15 protein-coding genes are annotated in these 13894 nt (G+C 40.7%); 8 read left to right on the top strand and 7 right to left on the bottom strand.

Translation table 11 applies throughout. The annotated features are described in order from the left end of the window. Positions 1-109: 109 nt before the first annotated feature. The 3 genes from cobA to RMY63_RS31485 all read left to right on the top strand — a co-directional run bounded on the left by cobA (position 110) and on the right by RMY63_RS31485 (position 3087). A complete protein-coding gene (cobA, locus tag RMY63_RS31475; RefSeq protein WP_322732457.1) occupies positions 110-1705 on the top strand; it encodes a uroporphyrinogen-III C-methyltransferase in 1596 nt (531 codons plus the stop codon). 72 nt (positions 1706-1777) lie between these two features. Continuing rightward, positions 1778-2374 (top strand): dephospho-CoA kinase, encoded by a 597-nt coding sequence (gene coaE, locus RMY63_RS31480; RefSeq protein WP_322732458.1) that lies wholly within the window; start codon positions 1778-1780, stop codon positions 2372-2374. A 407-nt stretch (positions 2375-2781) separates the two neighbouring features. Then, on the top strand, positions 2782-3087 hold the full coding sequence (locus tag RMY63_RS31485; RefSeq protein ID WP_322732459.1) for a hypothetical protein: 306 nt from the start codon (positions 2782-2784) through the stop codon (positions 3085-3087). 9 nt (positions 3088-3096) lie between these two features. Here the strand turns inward: RMY63_RS31485 and RMY63_RS31490 are convergent, their stop codons facing one another. The 5 genes from RMY63_RS31490 to thrB form a co-directional block, all read right to left on the bottom strand. Then, entirely contained in the window at positions 3097-3441 is a 345-nt protein-coding gene (locus tag RMY63_RS31490) for a hypothetical protein (protein ID WP_322732460.1), read from the bottom strand. A gap of 73 nt (positions 3442-3514) precedes the next feature. Beyond that, positions 3515-3880 (bottom strand): DOPA 4,5-dioxygenase family protein, encoded by a 366-nt coding sequence (locus RMY63_RS31495; protein ID WP_322732461.1) that lies wholly within the window; start codon positions 3878-3880, stop codon positions 3515-3517. Between the two features lie 97 nt (positions 3881-3977). Beyond that, positions 3978-4514, bottom strand: coding sequence for a universal stress protein (locus tag RMY63_RS31500; protein WP_322732483.1), 537 nt, complete (start codon positions 4512-4514; stop codon positions 3978-3980). Between the two features lie 478 nt (positions 4515-4992). After that, complete coding sequence (locus tag RMY63_RS31505) at positions 4993-5502, bottom strand: hypothetical protein (protein ID WP_322732462.1); 510 nt, start codon at positions 5500-5502, stop codon at positions 4993-4995. A gap of 29 nt (positions 5503-5531) precedes the next feature. Continuing rightward, positions 5532-6443 (bottom strand): homoserine kinase, encoded by a 912-nt coding sequence (gene thrB, locus RMY63_RS31510; protein ID WP_322732463.1) that lies wholly within the window; start codon positions 6441-6443, stop codon positions 5532-5534. A 206-nt stretch (positions 6444-6649) separates the two neighbouring features. Between thrB and RMY63_RS31515 the strand changes: the two genes are divergently transcribed. After that, positions 6650-7021, top strand: coding sequence for a hypothetical protein (locus tag RMY63_RS31515; protein ID WP_322732464.1), 372 nt, complete (start codon positions 6650-6652; stop codon positions 7019-7021). 60 nt (positions 7022-7081) lie between these two features. Further along, complete coding sequence (locus RMY63_RS31520; protein WP_322732465.1) at positions 7082-7321, top strand: hypothetical protein; 240 nt, start codon at positions 7082-7084, stop codon at positions 7319-7321. 245 nt (positions 7322-7566) lie between these two features. On the opposite strand, the gene RMY63_RS31525 is transcribed toward RMY63_RS31520, so the two are convergent. Continuing rightward, complete coding sequence (locus tag RMY63_RS31525) at positions 7567-8286, bottom strand: response regulator transcription factor (RefSeq protein WP_322732466.1); 720 nt, start codon at positions 8284-8286, stop codon at positions 7567-7569. A gap of 936 nt (positions 8287-9222) precedes the next feature. Between RMY63_RS31525 and RMY63_RS31530 the strand changes: the two genes are divergently transcribed. After that, positions 9223-10317: a hybrid sensor histidine kinase/response regulator gene (locus RMY63_RS31530; protein WP_322732467.1), complete on the top strand. Its 1095-nt coding sequence runs from the start codon at positions 9223-9225 to the stop codon at positions 10315-10317. Positions 10318-10536: 219 nt separating this feature from the next. Here the strand turns inward: RMY63_RS31530 and RMY63_RS31535 are convergent, their stop codons facing one another. Further along, a complete protein-coding gene (locus RMY63_RS31535; RefSeq protein ID WP_289796540.1) occupies positions 10537-10719 on the bottom strand; it encodes a CsbD family protein in 183 nt (60 codons plus the stop codon). A gap of 645 nt (positions 10720-11364) precedes the next feature. Here RMY63_RS31535 and RMY63_RS31540 point away from each other — a divergent pair. Together RMY63_RS31540 and RMY63_RS31545 are read left to right on the top strand one after the other, a co-directional pair. After that, positions 11365-11598, top strand: a complete 234-nt coding sequence (locus RMY63_RS31540; RefSeq protein WP_322732468.1) for a hypothetical protein — start codon at positions 11365-11367, stop codon at positions 11596-11598. Between the two features lie 2 nt (positions 11599-11600). Beyond that, entirely contained in the window at positions 11601-13280 is a 1680-nt protein-coding gene (locus tag RMY63_RS31545; protein ID WP_322732469.1) for a hypothetical protein, read from the top strand. The last annotated feature ends 614 nt before the right edge of the window (positions 13281-13894 follow it).

The following is a 13894-nucleotide window of genomic DNA, read 5'->3' on the forward strand; positions in this document are numbered from 1 at the left end:
GGGATTGGGGACTGGGGATTGGGGACTGGGGATTGGGGACTAGGAAAGAAGCAGGGAAGAAGAACTATTAACAAATGACAAATGACAAATGACAAATGACAAATGACAAATGACAAAAGAAAGGGGTAAAGTCTACCTCGTAGGTGCTGGGCCTGGAGATGCGGCATACCTGACAGTAAAAGCTCACAATCTCTTAGCTACTGCTCAAGTGTTAGTCTACGATGCTTTAGTAGATGCTCAATTATTGCAGTGCGTACCAGATGATTGCTTAAAGTTAGATGTCGGTAAACGCGGTGGCAAACCCAGTACAAGCCAAGCACAGATTAACAATTTACTGGTAAAGCACTGTCTGCAAGGAAAACAAGTTATACGGCTCAAATCAGGCGATCCGTTGATTTTTGGGCGTTGCACTTCCGAAATTGAAGCTTTGAAAGCATCCGGTTGTGATTTTGAACTAGTACCAGGAATTTCCTCAGCCCTTGCAGCACCTTTATTCGCAGGAATTCCCTTAACAGATCCGGTGTTAAGCCGCACTTTTGCAGTGCTTACAGCTCATGAACCAGAGGTTTTAGACTGGGAGGCACTGTCACGCTTAGAGACACTGGTAATTTTGATGGGAGGGCAACATCTACCAGAGATTGTAGATCAACTGGTAAAACACGGGCGATCGCACTTAACACCCATTGCCATCATCCGTTGGGCAGGAACTCCCGATCAACAAATTTGGACAGCGCAACTGGGCAATATTTTAGAACAAACCACCGGATTATCCCTTTCCCCGGCAGTAATTGTGATTGGCGAAGTTGTTGGGCTACGCAAGTACTTACAACCTGAGAAAATAGATTGTCAGGATTCGACTACAGCCAAAACTTTTAGCCTCCCTGTTATGTCAAGCAATTTTCCCCTATCTCCCCTTCCCCTTACTGGTAAAATGGTCTTGGTGACACGTTCAGTTAGCCAATCGAGTCAATTTAGCGATCGCCTCATTGCATCAGGTGCAACAGTCATCGAAATGCCTACCTTAGAAATCGGCCCGCCCTCCAGTTGGGAAGCTTTGGATCGTGCGATCGCTCATTTATCTGACTTTGACTGGTTAATTCTCACTTCTACCAATGGCATAGACTACTTTTTTGAAAGGCTAACTACCCAAGGTAAAGATAGCCGTGCCTTAGCTGGCATCAAAATTGCCGTCGTTGGTGAGAAAACAGCCCAAAGTCTCAAACAACGCTCTCTGCAAGCAGATTTTATTCCTCCCAACTTTGTTGCCGATTCTTTAGTGGAAAATTTCCCAGATAAATTAGATGGTAAAAAGGTGTTATTTCCCAGAGTTGAAAGCGGCGGTAGAGAAGTTTTAGTTAAGGAATTAACTCTCAAGGGAGCAAAAGTGATAGAAGTTGCGGCATATCAATCTTGTTGTCCTAGTAGTATCCCACCTGCGGCAAAGTTAGCTCTCCAAAACCGCAAGGTAGATGCAATTACCTTTGCCAGTTCTAAAACCGTACAATTTTTCTGTCAACTTACTAATGATATATTTTCCAACAACTCTGATGCTAGCCAAGTCTTAGAGGGAGTTTGTATTGCCTCTATCGGCCCCCAAACCTCCAAAACTTGCCATGATTTATTCGGACGTGTGGATATAGAAGCCCAAGAATATACTTTAGATGGTTTAACCCAAGCACTGATCGCATGGGCGACAAATTCTTAGATGAGGGAGCAGGGGGAGCAGGGGAAGCAGGGGAGCAGAGGAGAATTACAAATGACAAATGACAAATGACAAATGACAAAACGTATAATCGGCTTAACTGGCGGTATTGCCACAGGCAAAACTACTGTCACCAATTATTTAGCTAGCACTTATAACCTGCCGATTTTGGATGCAGATATTTATGCTAGAGAGGCAGTATCTCTAGGTTCGCCTATTTTGGGTGCGATCGCTCAACGTTATGGTGAACAAATTTTACTACCAGATGGCAGCCTTAACCGTCAAAAGCTAGGTGAAGTTATCTTTAATCGTCAAGATGAACGCAACTGGATAGACAATTTGATTCATCCTGATGTGCGTGCGAGCTTCCTCAAAGCAATTGCTCAGTCTTCGTCACAAATACTGGTGTTAGTAGTGCCTCTATTATTTGAAGCTGGGATGACTGATTTGGTAACAGAAACCTGGGTAGTGCGTTGTTCCCAAGAGCAACAACTACAAAGATTGATACAACGAAACCATTTAAATACGGAACAGGCACGAGCCAGGATTAACAGCCAATTATCCATCGAAGAAAAAGTGGCTCATGCAGATGTCGTTTTAGATAACTCTTCTACCCTAAAAATACTACTAAAACAGGTAGATGTAGCTCTAGGAACTACAAGTATTGACTAGATTATATAGCAATCCGATTTGATGGGCGTGAATTACTCGTAGAGACTAGGGACTGGGGACTTGGGGACTGGGGAAGGTGGGGCCCCCTCTGGGGATAAGGGGTAATGGGGATTGGGAAGAAGGAATAAAGGTGTACTGAGTTTTGTTCACGCAATCAAATATGAGTCCTATATTGATATTAAATGTATACATATATGACATTTTCAAGACATAAAAAGCTGATTAATTAATACTAGATAGTTAAGCAAAAAACTCATATCTCACAAAATATTGTCCAGCAGTTCGGTGATTTTACAGTTGAATCTGCGGTTAATAGTACTGTAGATTGAAAAGAATAGGCTTTTAAATAAATTATAAGTTCTATTTTTTAATTGTTTTTAAGTGCCTTCTCTTCAATCAGAACAGGTATGAACTTAAGTTTTAGTTTTTTAAATAAATTAGCTTTGGTTATCTCTCTAGGAACAGAATTAAAACAAAAAAATAAAATCCATGATTACAGACAACAACTTTGGGGAGGTGACTACATATTTGAGCGTCTCAATGAAGGAACAATCGGGTACATGACTGGAGTAGGGAAAAGCGTTAAAGCCTGCGATCGCATTATTTTACAAGAAGGTTGTGAATCTTATCAATATCAAGTTGAAGAAATTGATTACTATTCCGCTCCATCTGATATGTGGATAGCTTTACTCAAGCAAATACCGAATGACTAAATATTAAAGTCATCGAAAACTTACAAATTTAACTTCATTTTTAACGTCGTAAAAATCTCTCCATTTGGTGATGTTGGTCGCTAGCGTAGTTCTAACTTTTCTATTTTGCTCTCCTGATACAATTATCCTGTCATCAAGGGGGAACTGAGTAGCAACTTCTTTTTGAACAATTACATTTCTTAAAAGATTAATTTTGACTATTGTGCCGCTCGGATCTTGCCAATGTTCTAATTTCCACCAATGCTGCCAATATGAAATTTTTCCTTTATTGCGATACTTGCAGCAAAGCGCTTTAGCGCCTACGTATAAGCTGAAACCTTTATTGATTAAGAAATTGGACTTTTTCAATTTCACCAGAATTAGTCACAATAGAAAAAGTTTCACGCCTCAAACCAAAACTTTTACCCAACAACGTCGTTTACTTTCCTTAATTGGATAAAGTCGGACTAAGCTGTTGAAGAAACTCAATATTCAAATCTAGCTTTTCTCCTAACCATAGGGAATGAACTGCGTGGTCTGCCACAGCATTCCCGGTCTCAGGATGGACGAGAATATCCAATCCCTCACGATTGAGCATTAACCAAGGAACGACTTTATCAAACTGATTCGGTAAGAAAGCAACTTGATACATCGCTTTTGGATGAGGCCCGATGGGCTTGTCAAACCAGCGTCCGAGTTGCACGTCAAACCTAGCGCCTAATCCTTCGCGTACACGCGCAGCTACATCCCGACTTGCAGGATCGAAGTAAACATGAGCATGAAAACCAGCGATCTCGATAGTATCTTCTTTCATAGATCCACTTTTCGCTCTCAACTTTAATTTTGCATAGCGTCACACCGAAGTATTACCCATTTTAATTATGCCAGTTAAATGTCGAATAGCTTAGTAGTTAGTTAACCCTGAAAGCGCTTGTAGTTTCTTTGACAACTTTATCTATTTTAGGAGTAATTGAAAGATGCACAACATGCACTGAACAACGAGCATGGTGAAGAACGTAGTTACTCACACTACCGAGAAATAGTTCCATCAACCGAGAATGACCCCGACGCCCCATAACAATTAGGTCAGCGCCACAACTATGGGCTAAATCACAAATAATACGACCAGGATTACCAACATTTTGTGTAAATTCCGTAGTTACACCTGCTGTGTTTGCTTGGGCACAGAAAGATTGCAACATCTGGATTCCTAGATTTTTAAAGGTATCCCACTGTTGTTGATATAACTCAAAGCTTTGACTGGTCAATCCTGGATAGTAGTCCATATTAGACAGCATAGGTACATAAGGACTACCCTCTTCTTCGGAAGACAGGACGTGAAGTAACATTAAGCTAGATTGTGTTAACTTTGCTAAATCCAATGCTTCCTCAAAAACCTGTTGCCCTATTTCCGAACGATCTAATGCAACTAGAATCTTTTTAAACATCATATAGACCTCCGATTTCATTGGTAATTGGTCTTTACGGTTTCGGGTTTCCAGATATTAGATTGTCAAAAATGACTAATCCCTCAACTATGTTTAGCAACTTTTGAATTTTAAATATCTTAAAGATTTTCGCCCTATATTTATATTTATAGCAAAACAATTTGAGGAACTTGTGAAGAAAGCCAGCATTTATCTTTGAGCATCAGGGAGCATCTCATTTTGGAAGAAATATCTTTGAACCCTGAGCCTAAATCCCTCTCTCAAAGTTGATATGCACTAGTGCCGCAAGGCGGAAGTCAAAAGGAGCCAGTGCGTTAAACCAATTCGCAATTCGCAATGACGCTCGTTCGCCCTTGGCGTCTCCCCTTGGGAGAAGACTCGCTAACGCAATTCGCAATTACGTTTTGTGACGGGGATTTAAACCCCTACACAAAACGTTCTGCCTGTAGAGGCAGGGGACTTAAATCCCCAAACTTTGTTAAACAATCCGGTTGACAATTGTCCATACTTCCCCATCAGAGCGGACATAGGGAACGGAGATTGTCTTAAAGCCAGTAATAAAGGGCTTGTAATAAATCTGCCAATACATTGGACTCAGTTGATTGGCACAAGCTTTAAGAAAACGGACTTCTGCGGCCAGTTCACTTGCTAGTTGATTAATGCGTTGAGCATGAAACTGAGCCACTTCTTTCGCTTCCTCTAGCTGCTGCTGTTGGATAAGTTGTTTGGATTCACCTTGCCAACGCACTAATTTAGTTTGTTTTTGTTTAATCTGGGTTTCCAAGGCAGCGATCGCTGCATCTATGCCTTGGAGTTCAACTGATAATTGGGCATTTTCTCTGGCTTGACGGCGGTAAGCTTCCACCATCGCTTGGGGTGAATCATTCTCGCTAGAGATGACATTATTAATAGTGAGTGCAGCGCGTTCTTCTAAAAGAGCCTGAATTTGAGATTTAAGCGCCGCTATTTCAGCCTGAGTTTGCTCCATAAATCGAGTTTTAAGTGCTGAGTAAAATATTAAAAGCTTTTTGCACCTTGGGTATCTAGAGAAAGCGATCGCACCTCGGCTGTAATTCCTTCTTCTTGCCAAGCAGCTAACATCGCCGCCTCCACAGCCTTTGAGTGTAACTTATCCGCCAAAGCTAACAGTGTCGGCCCTGCACCACTAATTACCATACCATAAGCACCAGCACTAACAGCTGCGATGTTGAGAGCATCATAACCAGGAATCAAAGCTTTGCGATAGGGCTGATGCAATCTATCTTGTAAAGCCGTCTTTAACCATTGTCCGTTACCAGTTTCCAAGCCGCGCAACAATAACCCCAAATGGGCTGTATTGAAAATCGCATCGGTGCGACTTACCTCAGTTGGCAGAACGCCCCGCGCTTCCTGGGTGGAAAGTTCAAAATCAGGAATAGCCACAACTGGTACAACATCTTTATGCCAGGGAACATCACAAATTTCCCAACCTGCGCCACTGGTAGCAGCAAGACGACATCCTCCCAACAAAGCTGGAACTACATTATCAGGATGTCCTTCCATTGCGATCGCTAACTCCATCACCTGCGATTGACTTATAGGCGCACCCTCAAGTTGATTAGCCGCAACCAACCCACCAACAATTGCTGTCGCCGAACTACCCAAACCCCGCGCCAACGGTACACCTAACTTAATCTCTATTTTCACAGTCGGCGGTGTTTGCTCTATATGTTGATAGAACTTGACAAACGCTTGGTAAAGGAGATTGCTCTCATTAGTTTGGACTCGTTGGGCTTCTGTACCAGTGACATGAATAGTTAGCCCACCTTCTTGGCGAGTGAACTTGAACTCGTTGTACAACTTTAAAGCTGCACCGATGCAATCAAAACCAGGCCCTAAATTCGCAGTGGTGGCAGGAACGGTAACAGTGATAGCAGAAACAACAGACATTGGTAAAACTCACTAATCATCAACTAGCATCCCATGTAAAGGGTTGATTTGTTTATTAGCGATCTAATTATCTGTTGTGGTAGTTTGCATACCCATCTCAAATATTTACATTTTATTTTTTATTAATATATTATTTTACCTAATGATTGAAAAATAGTGTTATTCTCGGATTATATATTGACTATTTATATTAATTAATTTAAAAAATGGAATATTTAAAGCGCTTTCTTGAGTATGCTCCTGAAGCGTATGATGCTATTCGTGATGCTGACGATATAGCAACGATTGCACGTAACACTGGATGGGCAGAGTTTCGCATTCGTCGGATCAAAAAACATTTATTTTATGATGAACACCAGTTGGATTATGATCTCGGATTTAACCGCTTTAGTCCAGATCCAGATATAGCAGATGCCTGGATTAGGTTACAGCGAGGTAATTTTGACCCTGAAGATTTGAGACTACTGGAACATGAATACTTTGAATCGAGGTTTGAAGGCATTTTCCATACTAACTACCGTACAGCTCATTATGCTACTGAACGCTCTGGTCATTTGTGGAGTCCCTTGGTAACATGAGCAGAACTCAAATGAGTTAAAACTAAAGTATCCAACTTTTAAAGACCAAATTAATTTGTTATGGCTTTTTATGTATTGATTCTAAAAGAAAAGGAGGATGAGACCGGCGTTACTTACCGCTTTGGCGCACATGAAGATCGTCTCGGCTCTTTATGGATAGATAAATTGAGTGGAGAAATTAAGGAACTTCAAGAAACCCCAGAGCAGAACTCGCAGGCATTTTTTCAACGAGCAGCAGTAAAGGTTTGGCAAAATTGGAAAAAAGGAGCTTTTCCAGAAAAAACATCTTGGGCATCCTGAGAATGATTTGGAATTGATAGCCTACCCATAGTGAGCGGCTATCAATGCTCTATTATCATGTATGTATATAAAAATACTTATTTAGTCAATTATGTCATTCTACTAAACTTTGTAACAATTTCTTCATAAATCTTTGTCCCAGTTAACTGCTTTGACCAAAAAACAATTCACTGGAGACTGGGAAAGAAATATTTTTATTTGTTAAGTGTTCTTGTGTACGCAGTTGATGATGGTTACTTACTTGCTCACGGTACTAATCCCGCCCGCAAAGCACGGACAGCAGCTTGTGTCCGGTCAGCAACACAGAGTTTATTGAGAATACCTCGAACATGAGTTTTGACAGTACCGACTGTTAAATAGAGCCTTTTAGCAATTTCTGCATTGTCACAGCCAGCGACAATCAACTCTAAAACATCCATCTCTCTATGAGTTAAAGGATAGGTGACGATACTTTTTTCAACATCTGGGTCAATACCTTCAATCAAAACTCTTTTTCCAGATGCGCCTTTGTTGCCATCGGGGAAATCTTGACGTATTTGTTGTAATACAAGGTCTGCGATCGCTGGATCGATCCATGAGCTACCTGCATAAGTCGTTTGCACAGCCTCTACTAGTTTCTCTGTTTCTATATCCTTCATGCAATAAGAATCTGCACCTGCTGCAAATGCTGCTAAAACTGCTTGTTCGCTATTTTGCATCGTTAAAATTAGCAGCTTTGTTGTATAGTCCTCATTCTCTGCCTGATATTGCCTAAATGTGCGTGTTAGCTCAATACCATCCATGTCAGGCAAACCAATGTCAATAGTAGCAACATCCGGCTTGAGAGTTTTTAGAAGCTTGATACCGTCGGTTGCATTGGCTGCTTCACCAACAATGTTAAACTCTGGCTGGGTTTGTAAAGCAGACCGCAAGCCGATTCTTGTCAGGTTGTGATCTTCAATTACAAGGATCTTGATTTCACTCATAGTTGCTTAACTTTACTGTTATTTATCTAAAGTACAGATTAAAATAATCTCGTTCTTCTATTCGGGATCTTATACAAAAAGCAATGCGTTTGGTATTATTCCCTGAACTTCATCTACCATTAGACATAGATAACCTTATCTCGTAAGCCTTTCTAAGGCAAGAGTTTCGATATGACAATATAATTTAATCAATAATCAAAAAATATTTCTATACATTAACCTGATGAGTGATGTTTTATGGTAGAGAATTTTTCATTTGCCATCTCAATATTTATTTGAACCACATCTGTCGTAGGGGCACAACATTGCTCAGTGGTGTCAACTTAAGCTGAAACCCTTTTCAAACCTCGTTTCCAGCCTATTGCTGGAAATGCACATCATTGGGCTGCTGCCGCAAGTCTTGAGCCGGAGCCTCTAAGACGGCATTCCCAGTCGGAGACTCTTAACGAGACAACGAGACAATCTCTCAAAGCTATGTCTAGACTGGTTTTTACGTTAAGTTGACACCACTGAGCATTGCTGTGCCCCTACTGCGTGGTCTATTTACCAAAAAGGGGAAGGGGAAGGGGTAAAGGAATTAAAGTTAAAACTTTTCCCCACACGGTACAGAGCAAGTATTTTTAAATATGGAGAATATTAAAAGAAGATAATAAATACCTGCCCCGTAGTGCGATAAGTAAGCCGCGTCGATGCTTGAAACCCCTATTTTTAAATATGGGGAACCCCAAGACCCCTTCCCCTTCTTCATCTAAAAATAGCTGTAGCTGTTAATTTATACGCTGATTAATAAAACAAAAGTATTATTACTTAGAAAATAGGTATTTAATTCAGGAAATTCTAAAAGAAAATATTAATCCTTAATAATCTCAGCACTAGTGAAGTAAGCTATTACTAGATTTGCTAGGGATAGCCAAGCACTTCTTTTTTTATTTAGCCATGTCTTTACCTAAAACTGTCAAAAAAGATAAAATTCTCGTTGTTGATGATGTTTTTGACAATCTACTGGTCTTAGAAGCAGTCCTAGAAGATGAGGACTATGAAATTAGCTTGGTAGAAGATAGCAAAATTGCTCTGGCTATGGTTGAAGAGTCACCGCCAGACATAATTCTATTAGATGTGATGATGCCGGAGCTAGATGGCTATGAATTTACTCGGCGCATCCGACAGAATCAGGCGTTGCCATTTATCCCGATTCTGCTGCTTACGGCTCACTATGAGTCTAGCGTTGTTGAAGGACTTGACGCTGGTGCAGATGACTTCATTCGCAAACCATTCGATCCTGATGAACTACATGCAAGGGTGCGATCGCTCCTGCGCCTCAAGCATAGTATCGACGAACGAGATCAGATGGCGAACCTCCGAGCAGATTTTGTCTCGCGTTTTACTCACGATTTACGCATACCACTAGTAGCCTCCAACCGTGTATTAAAATTATTGCTGGAAGGCAGGTTTTGCGATGTTTCGCCAGAATTGCAAGAAATAATTGATACCATGATTGGCAGCAATCAAGACCTGCTGGAAATGGTAAATACCTTGTTAGAAGTTTATCGTCATGAAGCGGGCTGTAAAACCTTAAAAATTTCTCCCTGCAATATTCAGGAATTAGTTAGTGAAGTTTCCCAAGAATTAACTCCTTTAGCTGAAGAAAAAGGATTAGCTGTAAACATTGATCGAGGTGAAACTGCAAGCACTATTATGGGCGATCGCTTAGAACTGCGGCGAGTTTTGACAAATCTCATCGGCAATGCCATCAAATTTACAGACAAAGGTTCTGTAGATATTCACTGCTATCTGACTCCGGTAGCTGTGAATATTGATATCCGAGATACAGGGCCAGGAATTTCTAAACCAGATCAGGCAATACTATTCGAGCGATTTCGTCAAGGGAAACACCAACGTTCTGGTAGTGGCTTGGGACTATATTTATCTCGCTGTATTATTGAAGCACATCAAGGCACAATCGATGTGACATCTGAACCAGGCAAGGGTAGTACATTTACTATACGTCTACCTTTAGCTGACGAAAACTAAAAGTAGGCAGACAAAAAATTATTCCCGATCGATTTCTGGAACAATATCAGGACGGTGTTTATCTTCCCAACCTACAGGAGTTAATAAATAAAGAAGGTTCAGTAAATAATTATTTAACTTAAACCTTCTTCCTAAATAAAATTTCACCTATTACATTACCGCCAAAATCTAGTTACTTGAGCAACTTGTTACAGCGAGGAAAACCTCTGTCACGCTGTACTATTCTAAAGTCTTTTTAACTTCATCTTTGATATTCTCAGCAGTGTGACGGACTTGGGCTTCAGCTTGTTTAGCTTTACCTTCAGCTTTATCTTTAGGATCACCAGTTACTTCGCCAATTGCCTCTTGTACTTTTCCTTCGACATTTTTAGCAAAAGCTTTTGCTTTATCTTCGATACTCATATTTTTTGTTCCTAAAGTATGTCAGGTGTTGATTAGTTGTTGCTTGCTTGAAAAGCGCTGCAATGTTTATAGATTACTTCTAGAAAACTTTTAATTCTTCTATCTGACGATGTTTTTATAACAAATATTTGTGTCCATTGTACATAGTTATTTAACCTTAAAATTCATCTTTGGAAATTCAAGTAATATCCAAAAGAGGGAAAGGGATCATTTTATTGTTCTATCTTCAGACAAAATCATTTATAACTTCAGGTAGACAGCCATGATATTGGTTATACATTAGTCACATCTTTCTTAACAGTCACTTACGAACGTGCAATCCTCTGTATATCGCTTTTGCAACTCTGACTACTTAAGCCAGTATTAGAAATAACTGGCACTAAAAATAGTTGAATTTTCAGTAAATACTTTAGGAACAGTAGCTTATAGAATAAGGATTTTGTCACAAAATTTAGCAGAAATCAACATAATTTTTCAGGTTTTAACTGAAGAATAGTTTAGCTAGTGGAAGAAGGCATAGAGAAGTCTCAGCAGCGGCTTTGAACTACCTAATAGAACTTGTGACTAATTTCTGTTCAAAAACAGCAGGAACAATTATTCACATTTATTTCTAGCTTATTACTTGTAGTCTTTATGAAGATATTTATGCAATCAAATTCTAGTACTCAACCAACTCTCAACTCCCAATATATAGACTCTAGGATGCAAACTGATTCATCTGTTAACATTTTCATCGGATATTCTATCTTGATTCCAATGATTGTGTTTGTAGGGTTTAATATTTATAAAAAACACCGGGCTGCTGTTTTTCGCCGAAAAGTTGCTTCTTTAGAGAAACTGTGGCATTTGAATATTAAAAAAGAGCTTGAAGAAAAATAATCATGAAGTACTTATTTCTAGTTTGGGTGCTTATATTCTCTTTAGTCGCTCCTAGTGCGGCGATATCTGACAACAAGCCGCTTCTCGACGAGAATTTACATCAACACGTCTACGCTGAAGTAAAACAGCCATACAACTTAATATCTGGACTTGGCAAAATCCACCATCCAGTTTCTACTTCTAATCCCCAAGCTCAAGAGTTTTTCGATCAGGGATTAAATTTAATTTACGCTTTCAATCATGATGAGGCAGTGCGTTCTTTTCAATATGCTGCCAAACTCGATCCGCATTTAGCGATCGCATATTGGGGTGTTGCTTTAGCCTTGGGGCCCAACATTAACTCGGCAATAGACCCCAATCGGGAATTAGCTGCTTACCAAGCAGTACAGCAAGCTTTGGCACTTTCTACCCAAGCTTCCACCCAAGAACGAGACTACATTACCGCCTTAGCAAAACGTTACTCTCAAGATGCCGATGCTGATTTGTATCAACTAGCACTTTACTACGCCAAAGCAATGGGAAACCTAGTCAAGCGCTATCCTGATGATTTGGATGCAGCGACACTTTACGCTGAAAGCCTGATGGATCTGCATCCTTGGCAGCACTGGACTAAAGATGGTAAGCCACAGCCAGATACAGAAGAAATTGTGGCTATTTTAGAATCAGTTCTCAAACGTAACCCGAATCATGCAGGAGCTAACCATTACTATATCCATGCAGTGGAAGCCTCACCTTCTCCAGAACGGGCCCTTGTCAGTGCTAAACGACTCGGAACTCTAGCGCCAGCGGCGGGACACTTGGTACACATGCCTTCTCATATTTATTTTCGTGTAGGAGATTATGAAGGGGCAATGGAGGCAAATCAGCAGGCGATCGCTCAAGATGATATTTACATCAAAAAATATCAAGTCCACGGCACTTACCCCATGATGTACTACAACCACAACGTACATTTTCTCATGGTGGCCAGCAGCATGGCAGGAAGATATGAAGATGCTCTTAAATCCGCAGATAAATTAGTTGCAAATGCTACTGCAATTGACCCGTATGCACCAATGCTTGAGGGATTCCTCGGTAGTAAAATGCTGATTCAGACACGCTTTAGTGATTGGGATGCCATCTTAAAAACTCCTGCTCCCGAAGTTAAATTGCCCACTACCACAGCACTTTGGCATTTTGCTCGCGGTATGGCAAACGCAGCCACAGGCAAACTTGAAGATGCCGCAAGTGAAAGTCGGGCATTACTGGCTGCTAAAGAGGGAATTTCCACCAAAGCAACCATTGGATTCAGTCCCGCTAGTTGCATTTTAGACATTGCCTCAAAAGTTCTAAACGCCAAAATTGCTACAGAAAAGGATGATTATCAATCTGCCATTTTATTGCTAGAAAAAGCAGTACTAGCAGAAGATGCCCTCAATTACGTGGAACCACCAGACTGGTATTTTCCGACGCGGGAATCTTTGGGTGCTGTGCTTTTAGCTAAGGGTGACTATAGAGAAGCTGAGAAAGTCTTTCGTGCCGATTTAAAAAAATATCCCCACAATGGACGTTCTCTATTTGGCTTGCAGGCAAGTTTGCAAGCACTAGGCAAAGATGAGGCCGCTCAAGTTGTCAAAGCTGAATTGGAGACAGCTTGGAAAGGTGATATTCGGCAATTTAACATTGCAACTTGGGTTAATTAGCCGAACATGATTTTATAGCAAGGGACTGGGGACTGGGTGAAAAGTCTTTTGGTGTCTAAGTTTTATCATCTCTTGATGTCCTAACCACCAAGGCTTTTGCTATAATTTTCAAATCTATGTCTATGCAGAAAGCCCAAAAACCCCTCCCCTCTGCACCTGAAGCCCCTGAAGCCCCCTGCGGTCTTAATGATAAGTCTTTAACCGGACATGATATTACTCCCCTTTTCCAAAAAAAGAGGCTAGCGCCAAAGAAAAAGACTCGCGTAGCTTGCCGCCGTAAGCATCGCAGTTACTTTCATAGCAGGTTTTCCAAAAGAGTACAAGTCACAATAGTTTTATATTTGTTGCCTGACTTTGCCTTTCGTATTAAAATTTTGAAGTAATGCTTCATGGTTAATACAGTCAAACGTTCAATTCGGATATTAAAGATGCGCCCCTGCATGTCTGATTTTCTATATCACCCTACAGTATTTATCTTCTTCCATTTCCAACCCCTTTTTGCGGTGGATTGTACTTAGGGTATATGGGGGCGGGCGATCGCATCTAAGCGATCGCATCACTGGTTAACTATCTACTGGATGCAAAGAGTTGGCTTGTATGTCATCCTAGATTTA

The sequence above is a fragment of the Nostoc sp. ChiQUE01b genome (assembly GCF_034531255.1).
GTDB lineage: Bacteria > Cyanobacteriota > Cyanobacteriia > Cyanobacteriales > Nostocaceae > Nostoc.